The organism is Bacillus sp. FSL W8-0519 (genome assembly GCF_038005585.1).
GTDB lineage: Bacteria > Bacillota > Bacilli > Bacillales > Bacillaceae_G > Bacillus_A > Bacillus_A paranthracis.
In genome coordinates this window covers 155,001-172,316 of record NZ_JBBOTL010000001.1, presented here as the reverse complement: position 1 = coordinate 172,316, position 17,316 = coordinate 155,001, and the positions used below count along the sequence as shown (strand labels likewise).

At 38.4% G+C, this 17,316-nt stretch carries 12 protein-coding genes, 9 tRNA genes and 2 rRNA genes (1 of these 23 cut by a window edge); all 23 read right to left on the bottom strand.

Annotated elements, in window-relative coordinates; genetic code table 11:
* Positions 1-313: 313 nt before the first annotated feature.
* A complete protein-coding gene (gene gndA / locus NST14_RS00995) occupies positions 314-1,723 on the bottom strand; it encodes an NADP-dependent phosphogluconate dehydrogenase (protein ID WP_000413557.1) in 1,410 nt (469 codons plus the stop codon).
* Between the two features lie 264 nt (positions 1,724-1,987).
* Complete coding sequence (gene gntP / locus NST14_RS00990; protein ID WP_001131721.1) at positions 1,988-3,334, bottom strand: gluconate permease GntP; 1,347 nt, start codon at positions 3,332-3,334, stop codon at positions 1,988-1,990.
* Positions 3,335-3,450: 116 nt separating this feature from the next.
* Entirely contained in the window at positions 3,451-4,986 is a 1,536-nt protein-coding gene (gntK, locus tag NST14_RS00985) for a gluconokinase (RefSeq protein ID WP_000100545.1), read from the bottom strand.
* The gene (gene gntR, locus NST14_RS00980) at positions 4,979-5,710 is read right to left on the bottom strand and encodes a gluconate operon transcriptional repressor GntR (RefSeq protein ID WP_000167471.1); all 732 of its coding nucleotides are present in this window, start codon (positions 5,708-5,710) and stop codon (positions 4,979-4,981) included. Before gntR ends, gntK begins: the two co-directional genes overlap by 8 nt.
* 407 nt (positions 5,711-6,117) lie before the next feature.
* A complete protein-coding gene (locus NST14_RS00975; protein WP_000029403.1) occupies positions 6,118-6,927 on the bottom strand; it encodes an alpha/beta fold hydrolase in 810 nt (269 codons plus the stop codon).
* Between the two features lie 363 nt (positions 6,928-7,290).
* Positions 7,291-9,093: a glutamine--fructose-6-phosphate transaminase (isomerizing) gene (glmS, locus tag NST14_RS00970; protein ID WP_000334168.1), complete on the bottom strand. Its 1,803-nt coding sequence runs from the start codon at positions 9,091-9,093 to the stop codon at positions 7,291-7,293.
* 12 nt (positions 9,094-9,105) lie between these two features.
* Positions 9,106-9,291, bottom strand: a complete 186-nt coding sequence (locus NST14_RS00965) for a hypothetical protein (RefSeq protein ID WP_001208183.1) — start codon at positions 9,289-9,291, stop codon at positions 9,106-9,108.
* A 286-nt stretch (positions 9,292-9,577) separates the two neighbouring features.
* Entirely contained in the window at positions 9,578-10,924 is a 1,347-nt protein-coding gene (glmM, locus tag NST14_RS00960; protein WP_000521474.1) for a phosphoglucosamine mutase, read from the bottom strand.
* The gene (locus tag NST14_RS00955; RefSeq protein WP_000359577.1) at positions 10,917-12,404 is read right to left on the bottom strand and encodes a CdaR family protein; all 1,488 of its coding nucleotides are present in this window, start codon (positions 12,402-12,404) and stop codon (positions 10,917-10,919) included. The genes glmM and NST14_RS00955 overlap by 8 nt, the downstream gene beginning before the upstream one ends.
* Positions 12,397-13,218: a diadenylate cyclase CdaA gene (cdaA, locus tag NST14_RS00950; RefSeq protein WP_001115701.1), complete on the bottom strand. Its 822-nt coding sequence runs from the start codon at positions 13,216-13,218 to the stop codon at positions 12,397-12,399. Before cdaA ends, NST14_RS00955 begins: the two co-directional genes overlap by 8 nt.
* Positions 13,219-13,466: 248 nt before the next feature.
* The gene (gene rocF / locus NST14_RS00945) at positions 13,467-14,360 is read right to left on the bottom strand and encodes an arginase (protein WP_000711569.1); all 894 of its coding nucleotides are present in this window, start codon (positions 14,358-14,360) and stop codon (positions 13,467-13,469) included.
* A 209-nt stretch (positions 14,361-14,569) separates the two neighbouring features.
* Positions 14,570-15,715 carry a glycerate kinase gene (locus tag NST14_RS00940; protein ID WP_229143419.1) on the bottom strand — a complete coding sequence of 382 codons (1,146 nt, stop codon included), beginning with the start codon at positions 15,713-15,715 and terminating at the stop codon, positions 14,570-14,572.
* 115 nt (positions 15,716-15,830) lie between these two features.
* Positions 15,831-15,903: transfer RNA gene (locus NST14_RS00935), tRNA-Ala, on the bottom strand.
* A gap of 10 nt (positions 15,904-15,913) precedes the next feature.
* Positions 15,914-15,985, bottom strand: a tRNA-Gly gene (locus tag NST14_RS00930).
* Positions 15,986-15,990: 5 nt separating this feature from the next.
* A tRNA-Lys gene (locus NST14_RS00925) sits at positions 15,991-16,066 on the bottom strand.
* 5 nt (positions 16,067-16,071) lie between these two features.
* A tRNA-Gln gene (locus NST14_RS00920) sits at positions 16,072-16,146 on the bottom strand.
* A 65-nt stretch (positions 16,147-16,211) separates the two neighbouring features.
* Positions 16,212-16,295 (bottom strand) — tRNA-Tyr (locus tag NST14_RS00915).
* A 17-nt stretch (positions 16,296-16,312) separates the two neighbouring features.
* Positions 16,313-16,388 (bottom strand) — tRNA-Val (locus NST14_RS00910).
* A gap of 5 nt (positions 16,389-16,393) precedes the next feature.
* Positions 16,394-16,468, bottom strand: a tRNA-Glu gene (locus tag NST14_RS00905).
* 24 nt (positions 16,469-16,492) lie between these two features.
* Positions 16,493-16,565, bottom strand: a tRNA-Thr gene (locus NST14_RS00900).
* A 4-nt stretch (positions 16,566-16,569) separates the two neighbouring features.
* Positions 16,570-16,644: transfer RNA gene (locus tag NST14_RS00895), tRNA-Asn, on the bottom strand.
* A gap of 9 nt (positions 16,645-16,653) precedes the next feature.
* Positions 16,654-16,769, bottom strand: a 5S ribosomal RNA gene (rrf, locus tag NST14_RS00890).
* Between the two features lie 87 nt (positions 16,770-16,856).
* Positions 16,857-17,316: ribosomal RNA gene (locus NST14_RS00885) — 23S ribosomal RNA — on the bottom strand; it runs 2,463 nt beyond the window's last position.

Genomic DNA, 17,316 nt, shown 5'->3' with positions numbered 1-17,316 from the left:
CAATATGCCCCCTTGTAATGTCCATAAATCTCTCGTCTTTTTTTGTCGTAATAAAGGAAATTGTTCACGAATACTTAAAATAGTAACGGAAAATTCAGATAAATAAAAGCGAATCCGATAAAGTAAAACTTTAATCTATAGAGTTCTATCCACTCAAATTAAAGATTATGTGGTTTTCATCTAAATGGGAAAAATAAACGCATTTTGATTCATACATTCGTTTAAAGTGAACTTCCATCAGTAAGAGTCTTATAGCCTACGAATTGTGGAATGAAAAATGGACTAAGAATTTAATCTTAGTCCATTTTTTATTTTATATCCATTTTGTATGGAATGTACCTTCTTTATCTACTCGTTTATACGTATGCGCTCCAAAATAATCGCGCTGCGCTTGCAACAAGTTTGCAGGTAGTTTGGCAGTACGATAGCTGTCATAATAAGAAATTGCTGCTGAAAATGCAGGTATCGGAATGCCCTGTTGTACCGCCATTGAGATAATTTGGCGTAATCCACCTTGATATGACTCTACAATTTCTTTAAAGTATGGATCAAGTAAAAGGTTCGGTAGGTCAGTGTTAGTCTCATAAGCCTCTTTAATGTTCTGTAAAAAGGCAGCACGGATAATACATCCGCCTCTCCAAAGCATAGAAATGCTGCCAAAATCAAGGTTCCAATCATATTCCTCAGAAGCTGCCTTCAATTGCGTGAATCCTTGTGCATAAGAACAAATTTTACTCATATATAAAGCTTGGCGCACCGCTTCAATTAATTCGGCTTTTTCAACTCCAATTGCCGTTTTATCTTTAGGTCCAGATAAAACTTTGCTTGCGTTCACACGCTCTTCTTTTAAAGCAGAAATGCAACGTGCAAATACAGATTCCGTGATAATAGGCAGAGAGATACCTAAATCAAGTGCGCTTTGACTTGTCCATTTCCCTGTACCCTTTTGTCCTGCAGTATCAAGAATAACATCCACCAATGGCTTACCAGTTTCTTCATCTTTCTTCTTGAAAATATCGGCTGTAATCTCAATTAGATAGCTGTTCAGTTCACCTTTATTCCATTCAGCAAATATTTCATGGAACTCTTCTGCAGTCAAATCTAGTGTTTGTTTCAAGAAGAAATATGCTTCACAAATTAATTGCATATCTCCATACTCAATACCATTATGAACCATCTTTACATAGTGTCCTGCCCCATTAGGTCCGATATAAGAACAGCAAGGCTCGTTATTCACTTTTGCAGAGATGTTTTCAAGCATATCCTTTACTTTTTCGTATGCATCCTTCTGTCCGCCTGGCATAATAGATGGTCCCTTCAATGCACCCTCTTCGCCGCCTGACACACCTGCCCCGATGAAATTGATTCCTTCTTCGGCAAGACGTTTGTTTCGGCGAATTGTATCGACAAAGTATGTATTACCACCGTCAATTAAAATATCGCCTTTATCGAGGTGAGGGACTAGAGAATCAATCGCTTTATCTGTAATTTCCCCCGCATTAACCATTAATAAAATCTTTCTAGGTGATTCGAGTGAGTTAACAAACTCTTCAACTATATGAGTACCAACTAAGTTTTTACCACGGTTTTCCTCAATGGTTTCATCAACTTTTTCCTTTGAAATATCATATAGGGCAACAGAATACCCTTTACTCTCAAAGTTAAGTGCGAGGCTTTTTCCCATAACGCCCACACCAACAACTCCAATTTGTAACTTTTCCATATTCTATCGTTCCTTTCCATGTATGTTACTCTGTATTATAGTATATATACCTAAAATAACATTTTAATCAAATAATCCAACTTTTTCATTTCAATAGGCTCTGCCAGTATTCGTGCAAAAGGTTAAAGGGACACGGCACATCACTATCAAGTTAAAAAATAAAGAGAAATTTTCATCCTTATTAATCAATCATGAAAAATAACTGGTTAATTATGAAAAATCACATTAAACAGCTTCCGTATCCCTTTTACTGTTTAGAAAGATCTATACAAATAAACTTAATAATAAAGTAAACCCTAATCCGGCTACAGAAACGATAGTCTCAAGTAAAGTCCATGTTGCAAATGTTTCTTTCATGCTTAAACCAAAGTACTCTTTGAACATCCAGAAACCAGCATCGTTCACGTGTGAAGCAATTAAACTACCAGCCCCTGTTGCAAGGACAACTAAAGCAAGGTTAACATCAGATTGGCCTAACATCGGAATCACTAAACCGACAGTTGTTAATGCAGCAACCGTAGCAGACCCCAATGAAATACGTAAGATGGCAGCGATAATCCATGCGAGCAAGATCGGTGATAATGAAGTTCCTTTGAATAATTCGGCTACATAGTTACCAACGCCGCCATCAATTAATACTTGTTTGAAAGCGCCGCCTCCACCAATAATTAAGAGCATCATCCCAATATTCGAGATCGCTGTTGTACAAGATTCCATCACGTTTTTGATTGGAATATTTCTTGCCAATCCCATTGTATAGATCGCAACTAGTAAGGATATCAACATGGCAGTATCTGCATTCCCAATAAACTCGATCGTTGCTAGTAAACTATTATCTTTGAATCCCATTGTTTTTTGCAACAAAGTAATAATTGTAGCGACTGCCATTAAAAGAACAGGCAGTAAAGCGGTAAAAACACTGATTCCAAAACCAGGAGTTTCTTCAAGTTTAAATACTTTCTGATCACCTAATGATTGTATATTACCGGTTTTTGTGAACGCCTCAGGTACTAGTTTTTTTGCAAGTTTAGTAAATACAGGTCCAGCTAACACAACCGTTGGAACCGCTATCATAAAACCATAAAGTAATACTTCACCGATGTTTGCATGCAATTCACCAGCGATAGCAGTTGGTCCTGGGTGTGGTGGTAAAAATCCGTGTGTTACAGATAAAGCAGCTGCCATCGAAATACCGAGATATAAGATAGAAACTTTTAATTCTCTTGAAATTGCAAATACAATCGGAATTAATAATACTAATCCTACTTCAAAAAATAATGCAATCCCGATAATAAATGAGGCAGTCACAACAGCCCATTGAATGTTCTTTTCACCAAATTTTTTCACAAGGGTCATGGCAATGCGTTGTGCACCCCCAGAATCTGAAAGCAACTTACCTAACATCGCACCAAGTCCAAAAACGAGTGCTAAGTGCCCAAGTGTTCCGCCTAATCCCGCTTCAATGGTTTTAAAAATCTTTTCTGGTGGCATTCCAAGTGCTAAAGCAACCCCGACTGATACAATGATTAATGAAATAAAGGTGTTTAATTTAAAGCGCATAATCAGTAAAAGTAATGCTAAAATCCCAATTGCTACAATGACTAATGGCATCGTAGTTCCCCCCTAATCTTAGCTGTATTTGTATTTATCCCGCTATTCGTGGGCAGTAAGGCCCCCACCTCGTGTTTTAGATAGAAGCGAGGCGTGGGGGATTACTGATGAAAATTTTACTTTATTAAATTTCTTTGATAATTTGCAATGCGTGTATAATCGTCTTCTAGTGCCCTTGATAGGTTAATAAATATAGGCAGTAATTGTCTGTATTCTTTTGTTGCTTCTTCTTTCGGTGTATGTTTGTAGGTACTACCAACCATTTCGGAAACGATTTCAAAAGAATCAATTTTTCCTGTGGCATAGAGACCTAATATACATGCGCCTAGACAAGAGCTTTCGTAGCTCTTTGGAACAACGACTTCAGATGCAAAAATATCGGACATCATCTGTCGCCAAACGTCAGACCTTGCGAAACCGCCTGTTGCTTGAATACGAGTTACAGGACCATCCATACATTCTGTTAATGCTAAAAATACAGTGTATAAATTATATATAACACCTTCTAAAGCTGCACGAATCATATGTTCCTTCTTATGTGACATCGTTAAACCGAAGAAGGAGCCACGTACATCTGGATTCCATAATGGTGCACGTTCCCCTGCGAGGTACGGATGGAATAATAATCCGTCTGCACCAGGTCTCACGCGTTCTGCTATTTTAGTTAATACATCGTATGGATCAATTCCTAGTCTTTTCGCAGTTTCTACTTCTGATGAAGCAAGTTCATCACGAATCCAGCGAAGGACCATCCCTCCATTGTTTACTGGTCCACCAATTACCCAATGCTTTTCTGTTAAGGCATAACAAAATATTCTTCCTTTTTTATCTGTTTGTGGTTTATCAATGATGGTCCGAATAGCACCACTTGTTCCAATTGTGACAGCAATCTCCCCTTTCCGAATTGCATTCACACCTAGATTAGAAAGCACCCCATCACTGGCACCAATGACAAACGATGTTTGGGAATCGATACCAATCTTTTGGGCTAAATCTGGATTGCAGTTGCTGAATATTTTGGTGGTTGGTACGAGTTTAGATAATTGAGCTGAGGTTATACCAGCAATTTTTAAAGCTTCCTCATCCCAATCTAGCGTTTTTAAGTTCATCATACCCATGCACGAGGCGATGGAATGATCAACAACATATTGATCAAAGAATTTTTTGAAGATATATTCTTTGATTCCAATATATTTTTTCGTTCTAATAGCAATTTCCGGATGGTCATTCACAATCCATGTAATTTTACTTAATGGTGACATTGGGTGAATAGGTGTTCCTGTTCGTCTATAAACTGTATGGCCATTCAGTTCATCTTTGATTTTATGTGCCCATGCTTCACTACGATTATCTGCCCAAGTGATACAAGGTGTCAGCGGCTGATCATTTTCATCCATGGCAATGACACTATGCATAGCACTGCTAAATGAAATAAACGATGGTTTTTTATCTGAATGCTGTTTCGTTATATTTGATATCGCTTGTAAAACAGCTTGGAAAATCTCTTCTGGATCTTGTTCCGCTGTGGATATATCCGGTGTGCGAAGTGGATAACCAATATTCTCGGTTTGAATGACTTCGCCTTTTTCAGTAAATAAAACTGCTTTCGTACTTGTTGTACCGATATCTATACCTAACATATAGCTACTCATGTCCTTGCTCAACTCCTTTAGATAACATTTGTTGTGACATCCAGAGGTCTTCGACTTTCCCTTGAACATCATCAAAGTTTTGATGTAAGGCCTTAATCATGAGGGCTCGATCTTTTGATTCGATTGCTTTTATATAAAGCTCATGATTTTTAATAATCCGTTCAAAATCTTCGTACTTTTCCTTGAAACGAGTACGCATTGATAAAAGGATTAAGCTTTCCATAACAGGCTTTAAATTATTCCAAATCATCAGGATGTAGGAATGCTCAATGGTTCGAATAATCGTTTCATGGAATAAGAGATCTTGATAAGAAAATTCATCAGAATCATGATACTTAATGGCGATTTTCATCATTTCCATTATTTTATTTAGTTCTCTTACTAAATCATTTGTGTCCATCTTTCCAAGTCGCTCAAAGATAAACGTTTCTATAAGTAAACGAACATCATATATTTCTTCAATTTCTTTCTCAGTTAAACCAATGACAACTGCGCCCATTCTTTCTAAGCGAATAATATTTTCAGAAGCTAGTAATTTTAATGCTTCACGAACGGGTGACCGACTTACAGAAAAATCGGCAGCTATTTTATTTTCTGACAGGATGGTACCGCTTTCAATCGCACCTGCAATAATGCGCATTCTCAATTCGCTCGCAACACGATCACCTGTAGAAGCTTTTGAAAGCCATTTTTCAGGATAAAGAAATTCCATTGATTTCGTCATAAATCCACCTCGTGTTAATCAAGTATACTTGTATACAAGTATTATAACTCGGATTTCTAATTATGCAAGCGCTTTTATTGTTCGCGTTGGTTCTATTAGAGGAAAGCCCATAATTATTAAGCTAACAAATCAAGTCACCCCAAAACTATTATTGTTGATAAAGAAGATTTAGGAAATGGAAAACTAAACAAGTGGTATGAAAGACAAATAATTATAGAATCTATGTAAAAAGAAGCAGCTACCTTTAAATGGAGAGGTAGCTGCTTTTTTAGTTGTTCATATTCTGCTGATGCTTTGAAATTAATTTAGACATATAGACAAAACCCTAAATTACGTATTGTCTTGTAACTCCATGAATATCTATTCGCGCTATTGTGTTTATACACTGCTCATTGATAGTTTCCCGATTAATTCTCAATAACATCATGTAACCTCTCAGCAAACTCTTTATGATGCACTGTGTTATAACCCACATGATGTCCTGGAAACTCTGCGAATTCTGTTCCGAGGTGTTCTGCTAAGTTGAATGCGCAATGATAAGGAAAAGTTTCTCTTGAAATACTTCCACCAGCTGGACGTACCTGTATCGATGCAGGTTTTAATAGGGACTTTAATGCATCGATATTTAAAGTATAGCTGAGAATTCCCGGGATTTCATACTCAGTGAAATACATCGAATTGCCAAGTAGTCGCTCTGTTAGCATATCCTTCGATGGTTCGGAATTACTATCATCAATATTTGACAATAACTTCATGACCTCACTTTGATGATTCCCTTTAAGGTCTTCCATGAAATTTATAGCCTGCTTCAACTCATTTTCAGATAAAAGTTGTAATAAAACCGGTTCGTGTGGAATTAGTAACTGTACCTGCTCAGGATGACGTATGCACAAATCAAGTCCGATAACAGCACCAGAACTACTTCCGAATACATAAGCCGGTTCTTTGGTCAGATTAGCTAGCAACCGATGAGCATCTTCGCTATGCGTGTGCACATGGTAATCCTCATTTTTATTGACGAGATTGCTACGGGAATGACCACGACGATCGTAAGTAACAACGGTATACCATTTAGCAAGATGGTCGGCGACATTATGGAACTTGTCGGCATCACCACCCCCACCATGAATCAAAAGAAGAATTGGACCCGAGCCACGCGCCTCATAATAGATGCTTGCTCCAATTACTTGCAATGTTCCGTTTTTTACTATACTCATTTGTACATTCTTCCTTTCTTTTGTCATCTCCCTTAACATTACATGATTGGTGAATGATATAAAATGCAGGAAATAACTAAGAAACAAATTCACCATAAGAAAAAGCAATGTGTAGCTTTAAAATAAAGTTTGATTAAAAATACTGTGTTAAACCGTATTCTATGATGAATAAAAAGAAACCATTTTGAAAAAGTCTAATCAAAATGGTTTCTTATCCAACAGGTTTATGTTTATGTTTTATAAAAAAGTTTGATCATAGCTTATTTACAATTCTTTGATTAAAGAGATAAAGCATCTCACCTTTTTTATAAACGTCTTAACTTTATTTCAAAACTACAATATATTTACTAACCTACTAATCTCCTACTCAACCGTAACAGACTTAGCTAAGTTACGTGGCTTATCAACGTCACACTCGCGGTGAAGTGCTGCGTAGTATGAGATAAGTTGTAATGGAATAACTGCTACTAGCGGTGCTAGTGCTTCGTGTACAGCTGGTAATACGAAGCTGTCACCTTCCATTTCTAAGCCCTTCATTGAGATGATACATGGGTTAGCTCCGCGTGCTACTACTTCTTTCACGTTACCACGAATTCCAAGGTTTACGTGTTCTTGTGTAGCAAGTGCGATAACTGGTGTACCGTTTTCGATTAAAGCGATTGTACCGTGTTTTAATTCTCCTCCAGCAAATCCTTCTGCTTGGATGTAAGAGATTTCTTTTAGCTTTAACGCTCCTTCTAATCCTACGTAGAAGTCTACGCTACGTCCGATGAAGAAACAGTTACGAGTTGTTGCTAAAAATTGTTTTGCTAATGCGTCCATTTCTTCTTTTTGATCACAAAGTTGTACCATTGCATTTGCTACAAGTCCTAGTTCGTGTGTTAAGTCAAAACCAAGAACTTCACCTTTTGCTTTAGCAATATCTGCAGCTAAAATTGAAAGTACTGCAAGCTGTGCTGTGTAAGCTTTCGTTGATGCAACGGCGATTTCTGGTCCCGCGTATAACGGAAGTGTATAATCCGCTTCACGAGAAAGTGTAGAACCAGGTACGTTTGTAATTGTTAATGCTTTATGACCCATTTCATTTGTTTGTACAAGTACTGCACGGCTATCAGCTGTTTCACCACTTTGTGAAATGTAAATGAAGAATGGTCTTTCTGTTAATAATGGCATGTTATAAGAGAATTCACTTGCTACATGCACTTCAACTGGCATTTTTGCAAACTTCTCGATAAATTGTTTTCCAACAAGACCTGCATGATAACTTGTTCCACATGCAATGATGTAAATACGATCGCTATCTAAAATCGCATTGCGGATGTCTTGATCTAATTCAATCTCGCCATTTTCATCTTGGTACTTTTGAATTATATTACGGATAACAAGTGGTTGCTCATCGATTTCTTTAAGCATGAAATGAGGGTATGTTCCTTTTTCAATATCACTTGCGTCTAATTCCGCTGTAAACGGTGCACGTTCAATCGTTTCACCTTGTAAGTTTTTAATTGTAATACTTTCTTTCGTTACAATTACAATTTCTTTATCCATTAATTCAATAAATTGATCTGTAACTTGTAACATCGCCATAGCGTCGCTCGCCACAACATTAAAGTTGTCACCAACACCTACTAATAGCGGGCTTTTGTTTTTAGCAACATAAATCATGTTTGGATTTTCAGCATCAAGTAATCCGATTGCATAAGAGCCATGTAAAAGAGATAGCGTATTACGGAACGCTTCTTCTACACTTAGTCCTGTGCTCACTTGTTGTTCCATAAGCTGTACGATAACCTCTGTATCCGTTTCACTTACGAACGTGACATCTTGTAAATATTCCTTCTTCACTAACTCATAGTTTTCAATTACACCGTTATGAACTAGTGTAAAACGCTTTGATGTACTTTGATGCGGATGCGCGTTTACTTTGCTCGGAACACCATGTGTAGCCCAGCGTGTGTGACCGATCCCCACGCTTGTTGCTACGTTCTCATCTACGATTTCGCGAAGTTTTGCAATACGGCCTTTTTCTTTGTATACAACAACACCGTTCTCTGCTTGTACTGCAATACCTGCTGAATCATATCCACGATATTCTAGCTTTTCTAAACCTTTTAATAAAATTTCCTTTGCATCTTGCTCTCCAATAAATCCTACGATTCCACACATGTTTAGTCGCCGTTACAAATGCTTACACTGCTCTGCGAACATGTAACGACATAGTCCGATACCATTTTTATTTATACTAAAAAACGGATTACATATTGCTAGCCCTGTAAGCTTGTAACGGCTTTCACCTTCCTCTCGATTGGGTTTAAGTCCGTATATACTTATACAGCTAGTTTGTATCCGTTCCTTTTCTCTCATCACACTTTCACCTTTGTCCACTAAGTCACCTTAATGATTTAAGTAAAAGCTTGCGGTTGTGATGAACAACCGGGAGCCATCCGCCGAAATCTCGATAAACCCCACCTCGTCAACTACACTACTTGTAGTTCTGGCGCTTCTATAATTTACAATATTTCCTTTGAGAAAAAGAACAAGACCATCTTATAACAAACATGGATAAACCGTCAATGAAAATTTTTTCACCATCTATAAAACATATGAAAAAGGAGCACTTATTGTGCTCCTTTTCAATACATTTATTAAATTATTCAGCGCCAACTTCCGCTTTCACAACTTCTACAATGCGATGTACATATGCATCACAAACTTCTTGTGTTGGTGCTTCTGCCATTACACGAATAAGTGGTTCTGTTCCAGATGGACGAACAAGAATGCGGCCATCACCATTCATTTCTTCCTCTACAACACGAATAATTTCTTTAATTTTTTCGTTTTCTAGTGCTAGTTTTTTATCTGTTACACGAACGTTTACTAGTAATTGCGGGAATTTTGTCATTTCTCCTGCAAGCTCAGATAATGGTTTTTTCGTCATTTTCATAATGTTTACAAGTTGAAGTGCACTTAACATTCCATCACCAGTTGTAATGTAATCAAGTAAGATAATATGGCCTGATTGTTCTCCACCTAAGTTGTAACCTCCGCGCTTCATTTCTTCCATTACGTATCGGTCACCAACTGCTGTTTTATCACTTGTAATACCGTTAGCTTCAAGTGCTTTGTAGAAACCTAAGTTACTCATAACTGTTGAAACAACTGTATTATGCTTTAGTTGACCAGTTTCTTTCATGTACTTTGCACAAATAAACATAATTTGATCGCCATCAACAATGTTTCCTTTTTCATCTACAGCGATTAAACGGTCACCATCACCATCGAAAGCAAGACCAATATCAGCACCTTTTTCTTTTACTAATTCAGCTAATACTTCTGGATGCGTAGAACCTACTCCATCGTTAATGTTCATACCGTTTGGTGAAGTTCCCATTGTTGAAATATCAGCTTCTAAATCAGCAAATAAGTACGGAGCTAAAGAAGACGTAGCACCATGCGCACAATCTAAAGCGATATGTAAACCTGAGAAATCTTCCTCTACAGTTTGTTTAATGTATTGTAAATACTTTTGTCCACCTTCAAAATAATCACTCACTTGCCCAAGGTTCGTACCTGTTGGACGTGGTAATTCATCCACTTCTTTGTCTAATAAAGCTTCAATTTCTGCTTCTTGCTCATCTGTTAATTTAAAACCGTCTGAACCGAAGAATTTAATTCCGTTATCTTGTACTGGATTATGAGATGCAGAAATCATAACACCAGCTTGTGCATCTAACGCTTTCGTTAAATAAGCAACACCTGGTGTAGAAATAACACCAAGACGCATTACTTCTGCTCCAGTTGATAATAGACCTGCTACTAAAGCTCCTTCTAACATATGTCCTGATATACGTGTATCACGGCCGATAATTACTTTTGGACGGTCTGTATCTTTTGTTAATACATAACCACCAAAACGTCCAATTTTGAACGCTAATTCAGGTGTTAACTCCTTATTCGCAACCCCGCGTACTCCATCTGTACCAAAATATTTACCCATTATGATTCGCTCCTTTTTCTGGCTCTTTTTGATTATCTACTGTTGGCTCTTGGCTAGTTTCTTTATCTTCATTTTGTTCCGATTCCTTCTCCTTTTCCTTTTCCTTTTCTGGATCAGGCTTAGGTTCAGGTTCAGGATTTTTTGGTTTTTCAGTTTGATTATCTTTATTATTATTTGAATTTGGTTGCTCACCGTTACCCTGTACTTCTTTATCGGGATTTTCTTTCTTCACAATTGTAACTTTAGCACTTTTTTGTTTTGGCTCTATTGAAATATTACCAGGGCCACTCACTTGAATAGCAACATCCTTCGTCCCAGGAGACACATTTTGTAGATTAATCACTGCTGTTATTTGAGCAGCTGTTATTTTATCTACTATACTTGTTTCTCCTGAAATATCAACGCTTATCTTCCCATCTTGCGGCGAAAGTAACTGGGCCGTAACGTCTTTAGAAAGTCCATTTTTTTGAATTGATATACCATCAATCGTTCTTGTTTTCGTTTGTTTTGTTTTTTGTACGCCTACTGAAACCTTTACTTGATTTGGCTTCGCACTTGTTACACCCTTTGGTAATAAAACAGAGGTATCGAATGTTGTAGACTCTGTCAATTGACTAAGATCTACTTCGACCCCCTCTATCGATTGTATATTATCCAATATATCTTTTGGACCTGCTATCGTTACTTCTCTCGGCTCAACGCTAATATTTGTAACGGCCAATCCTTCCGGTAAACTCCCCTTTTTCGCATATGTTATAGGAACAGTTTTTTCAGTATTATTGGCCGTAGCTTGCGTCGCCACATTCAACGTTACACTAATTTTAGATGGACTTGTTCTTACATTTAAACGTTTTCCTTCTTTATTGTATAATGTAACTTCGGCTGTTTTTGTAACAGTTTTATTAACACCTTTTAAATCAACATACGCCTTAGCAGATGAAATACTTTCAATTTCTTCTTTCGTCCCAACTACCTCAACCGTATCAGGTTTAATGTTTGATTTTTCGAGAGTAGCACCAGCTGGCATTTGATCCTCATTTGATAATTTCAAGTCTACATGAACATATTTTCTCGCTTTTTCATGAAGAGTAATTTTAATTGTTGATGGCTGAACTGTTCCTTTCACATCATCTGGAAGTCCATTCGTTTTCAAAGAAACTTCATACGTTCCTTTTTCGCTACCTCTCAAATCAACTGGTATATCAAATTGTTTTTTCGCTTTTGCCGTAGCAACTGCTGCTTTTGGACCCTCTAACTTCACCTTAACGCCCTCTGCCGGAATACCACTTACAATATATTTCTCTTCATCATACTTAACGTTAATAGCATAATTAGTTAATGTTTCTTTCGCATCATTTGCAAAAGGTAGTATCCCCGATGTCGTATTTTTTTCAGTTAAAGTCGCTGACATAAAAAGCATACACGCCAATAGTAATGAGATCCCCTTTAAAAACCAATGATTCTCCATTAACTTATCCATGACGCTTTCTCCTCCAATTCCATAAAGACGAAGAAGTCGTTTTTTCGTTCGCACTAAATTCAGATAACAACATATCTTTCAGTTGTTCTGTCTTCAAATCACGATGCAACTTACCATTTTTCGTTAAAGAAATTTGGCCTGTTTCTTCCGACACAACTACTGTAATACTATCAGTAACTTCACTAACTCCCATTGCAGCGCGATGCCTAGTTCCTAACTCTTTAGAAATAAATGGACTTTCCGATAACGGAAGATAGCAAGCTGCTGCTTTAATGGTACTTCCTTGCATAATTACTGCTCCATCGTGAAGAGGTGTGTTTGGAATGAAAATATTAATGAGTAATTCCGATGATACGTTTGCATTTAGCGGAATACCCGTTTCTACATAATCACCCATACCGGTCTCTTTTGACAAGGTAATTAATGCACCAATTCTACGTTTCCCCATATATTCCGTTGCTTTCGCTATCGCTGTTGCAACCATTTCAGGCTCATCATCCTCGTGAGTTCCAGTACGCGAAAATAAACTCCCGCGTCCTAGCTGCTCAAGCGCTCTTCGCAATTCTGGCTGGAAAATAATAATAACGGCTAAAAATCCCCACGTTAATACTTGTTCAGTTAGCCAATATAGCGTTCGCAATTCAAGAAAAATACTGATCATCCGAACGACAATAATAACTGTAATCCCTTTTAAAAGTTGAACAGCTTTCGTCCCTCGGATTATGAGAATTAGCTTATATATAATAAACCATACAACGGCAATATCTAATGCCGTACTAAGATATTTCAAAATGGTCGTATCTTCAAAAGGCATGCTAACCCTTCCTCCTACTTACGAGCAATTCTATCCATATATTGAAATATTGTTTTATGCTCTATCTGTATGTATTTCCAACAACTAGTTAATTATACCATACATGAAACAAACGACAATTACAAACAACCCCCTTTAGTCTAAATTGGTAAGATGTCAAACATTCTTATCGTACAGTATAATATAAATCATTATTATACGCCTATTTTCAAATAAAAAAAGCAACTTCTCAGTTGCTTTTCTTACATTTATTTTAGTTTTTCACCGAATAAAGAACCCATTAAAGCAACCGCTGTTGTTGCCGTTCTATTTCGCTCATCTAAAATCGTATTTACCTCAACAAACTCGGCAGATGTAACAATATCAGCTTCCGCTAACATCTCCATTGCTAAATGACTTTCACGATAAGATAAGCCACCAATTACAGGTGTTCCAACTCCTGGTGCATCGTGAGGATCAAGACCATCTAAATCTAATGATAAATGCACACCATCAGTATGAGATAAATACGCGATTGTTTCTTCCATAACAGCCGTCATACCCATACGATCAATCTCGTGCATTGAAAATACTTTAATACCTTCATTTCGAATAAAGTCTTTTTCTCCTTCATCTAATGCACGTGCACCGATAATTACGACATTCTCTTTTTTCACCTTTGGATATGCCCCGTATAAATCTACAAGCGTGGGATGTCCATACCCTAAACTTGCTGCAAGTGACATACCGTGAATATTTCCAGATGGTGAAGTTTCTTCTGTATTTAAATCACCATGTGCATCATACCAAATAACACCTAGGTTTTTATAATGTTTCGCAACACCAGCTAATGTACCAATAGCGATACTATGATCGCCACCTAATACAAGTGGAAAACGCCCTTCTTCTATAATATGATCCACCTTACTTGCTAATTCGTTACATACAGTTGCAACTTGTGTAAGGTTTCTTAAGCTTGTATTTACATCTACTTCTTTTTCTCTCTCTATACATATATCTCCCATATCTTTAACGTCATATCCAATTTCTTCAATTCTTTCAATTACACCTGCATAACGGATTGCGCTTGGTCCCATATCAACGCCACGACGCATCTGCCCTAAATCCATTGGAACTCCAATAACTGAGATTTCTTTTTTCATAGATAGTATCCCCCTTCTGTGCCTTCACTAAATATTTTAAATCTTTTATATAGTCTGACTCAACTCGACATTTTTCTGTATGGATATACAAATTATTCACTTATATTCGCTTCAAAATCCAAATGTTAAGACTATTCTATGTATAAAGTTAACTTAATGAAGCAACTACTATCATTATTATTAGATAATAATAAAAAACACTCCCGCATTTAGAAATGTTTTTCTGATGCTATTTTCCACACTGCTGCAATATTCTTTGCTGTCATTTCGATATTCTCTTCTGCTACTTTATATGCCTCCTCTAATGTCATCGGACTTGTTGTAATACTAAATACTGCATCAATTCCTTTTTCATGAACAGCCGAATAATTCAGAGATACCGATCCCCCAATAGCAATGACAGGAATATGAAAATGCTTTGCACGCTCCGCAACACCTACTGGGGCCTTTCCATATGCTGTTTGTTCATCTATTCTCCCTTCACCAGTTATAATTAAATCTGCACCTTCTATATGCTTATCAAAATTTGTATAATCTAATACAATTTCAATTCCTCTCCGCAAGCCTCCCTTTAGCACTGCAATAACAGCCGCTCCCATACCTCCTGCAGCTCCTGCACCGGGTATTTTAGATACGTCGCAAGATAGGTATTGTTTAAGGATATGCGCATAATGCTTTAAATTCTCATCCAGCTCTTTCATCATCTCTTCATCCGCACCCTTTTGTCGTCCAAATACGAAAGATGCTCCTTTTATTCCAACTAACGGATTATCTACATCACATGCTGCTTCTATCTTTATATGCTTTAAGCGTGAATCCATTTGTGAAAAATCAATAGAGACAATCGAATGTAACGTTCCACCAGATGGCTCTATTACTTCTCCTTTTCCATTTATGAACTTGACTCCTAAAGCTGACAACATACCCGCTCCTCCATCATTTGTAGCACTTCCCCCAAGTCCTAAAATGATATGCTCAGCTCCTTCGTCTAGCGCATGTAGTATAAGTTCTCCTGTTCCTTTCGTCGTCGTAATAAGTGGGTTTCGCTTTTTAGCCGGAACGTGTTGTAAGCCTGATGCTGCTGCCATTTCAATAAACGCTGTCTTTTTATCTTTAGACATACCGTAAAAGGCTTGTACGCTCTCTCTAAGCGGTCCTGTCACATGAAATGATATAATCCTCCCGCTTGTAGCATCAACAAGGGAATTGACCGTTCCTTCCCCTCCATCTCCAATTGGTATTTTTACGTACTCTGCTTTAGGAAAAATTGCTCCAAAACCTCTTTCAATAGCTTCACATACTTCTATAGCTGTTAAGCTTTCTTTATATGAATCAGATGCAATAACAACTTTCATAATTATCCCCATCCTTTATTTTCACGTTTTCTCTATTTTAAATGACAAGTATGAAAGTTGTCTTTTTAAACACAAAAAAAGCTTACATCATATGATGTAAGCTTTCTCTATTAGATGGAGCCTAGCGGGATCGAACCGCTGACCTCCTGCGTGCAAGGCAGGCGCTCTCCCAGCTGAGCTAAGGCCCCTTAGTAATTAAGCGGAAGACGGGATTCGAACCCGCGACCCCAACCTTGGCAAGGTTGTATTCTACCACTGAACTACTTCCGCGAAAATGGTGAGCCATGAAGGACTCGAACCTTCGACCCTCTGATTAAAAGTCAGATGCTCTACCAACTGAGCTAATGGCTCGTAAATGGCTGGGCTAGCTGGATTCGAACCAGCGCATGACGGAGTCAAAGTCCGTTGCCTTACCGCTTGGCTATAGCCCATTAATATTTACTAGTATGGTTATCTTTTCAAAAAAATAAACCCTCTCAGGTTATTTTAAAGAAAATGGTGGAGGGGGGCAGATTCGAACTGCCGAACCCGAAGGAGCGGATTTACAGTCCGCCGCGTTTAGCCACTTCGCTACCCCTCCGACATTTAAAATATATATGGTGGAGGATGACGGGATCGAACCGCCGACCCCCTGCTTGTAAGGCAGGTGCTCTCCCAGCTGAGCTAATCCTCCAAAAGTGGTGACCCGTACGGGATTCGAACCCGTGTTACCGCCGTGAAAGGGCGGTGTCTTAACCACTTGACCAACGGGCCAAAAAAGTTTTAAACCTATTCCCAAGCTTCCAACCGGGCTTGAACCGGTGACCTCTTCCTTACCATGGAAGTGCTCTACCAGCTGAGCTATGGAAGCATAATGGCTCCGCAGGTAGGACTCGAACCTACGACCGATCGGTTAACAGCCGATAGCTCTACCACTGAGCTACTGCGGAATAATATTAGCCTGGCAACGTCCTACTCTCACAGGGACAAGGTCCCAACTACCATCGGCGCTAGAGAGCTTAACTTCCGTGTTCGGTATGGGAACGGGTGTGACCTCTCTGCCATCATTACCAGACTTTTATCATTATAAACATTTCTTTCGAAATGTCAAGAGGAAAATTATATATTCCTTCAAAACTAGATAACATTTGCTACATATTATATGGTTAAGTCCTCGATCTATTAGTATTCGTCAGCTCCACATGTCACCATGCTTCCACCTCGAACCTATCAACCTGATCATCTTTCAGGGATCTTACTAGCTTACGCTATGGGAAATCTCATCTTGAGGGGGGCTTCATGCTTAGATGCTTTCAGCACTTATCCCTTCCGCACATAGCTACCCAGCTATGCCCTTGGCAGAACAACTGGTACACCAGCGGTGCGTCCATCCCGGTCCTCTCGTACTAAGGACAGCTCCTCTCAAATTTCCTACGCCCACGACGGATAGGGACCGAACTGTCTCACGACGTTCTGAACCCAGCTCGCGTACCGCTTTAATGGGCGAACAGCCCAACCCTTGGGACCGACTACAGCCCCAGGATGCGATGAGCCGACATCGAGGTGCCAAACCTCCCCGTCGATGTGGACTCTTGGGGGAGATAAGCCTGTTATCCCCGGGG

What these genes read in the sequence shown, in the direction of transcription:
- NST14_RS00965 (WP_001208183.1), bottom strand. Translation starts at nt 9,291, where the DNA reads ATGAGAGAAAAGGAACGGATACAAACTAGCTGTATAAGTATATACGGA.
- gntR (WP_000167471.1), bottom strand. Translation starts at nt 5,710, where the DNA reads ATGACGAAATCAATGGAATTTCTTTATCCTGAAAAATGGCTTTCAAAA.
- NST14_RS00955 (WP_000359577.1), bottom strand. Translation starts at nt 12,404, where the DNA reads ATGGATAAGTTAATGGAGAATCATTGGTTTTTAAAGGGGATCTCATTA.
- rocF (WP_000711569.1), bottom strand. Translation starts at nt 14,360, where the DNA reads ATGAAAAAAGAAATCTCAGTTATTGGAGTTCCAATGGATTTAGGGCAG.
- NST14_RS00940 (WP_229143419.1), bottom strand. Translation starts at nt 15,715, where the DNA reads ATGAAAGTTGTTATTGCATCTGATTCATATAAAGAAAGCTTAACAGCT.
- NST14_RS00975 (WP_000029403.1), bottom strand. Translation starts at nt 6,927, where the DNA reads ATGAGTATAGTAAAAAACGGAACATTGCAAGTAATTGGAGCAAGCATC.
- cdaA (WP_001115701.1), bottom strand. Translation starts at nt 13,218, where the DNA reads ATGCCTTTTGAAGATACGACCATTTTGAAATATCTTAGTACGGCATTA.
- gndA (WP_000413557.1), bottom strand. Translation starts at nt 1,723, where the DNA reads ATGGAAAAGTTACAAATTGGAGTTGTTGGTGTGGGCGTTATGGGAAAA.
- gntP (WP_001131721.1), bottom strand. Translation starts at nt 3,334, where the DNA reads ATGCCATTAGTCATTGTAGCAATTGGGATTTTAGCATTACTTTTACTG.
- gntK (WP_000100545.1), bottom strand. Translation starts at nt 4,986, where the DNA reads ATGAGTAGCTATATGTTAGGTATAGATATCGGTACAACAAGTACGAAA.
- glmM (WP_000521474.1), bottom strand. Translation starts at nt 10,924, where the DNA reads ATGGGTAAATATTTTGGTACAGATGGAGTACGCGGGGTTGCGAATAAG.
- glmS (WP_000334168.1), bottom strand. Translation starts at nt 9,093, where the DNA reads ATGTGTGGAATCGTAGGATTTATTGGAGAGCAAGATGCAAAGGAAATT.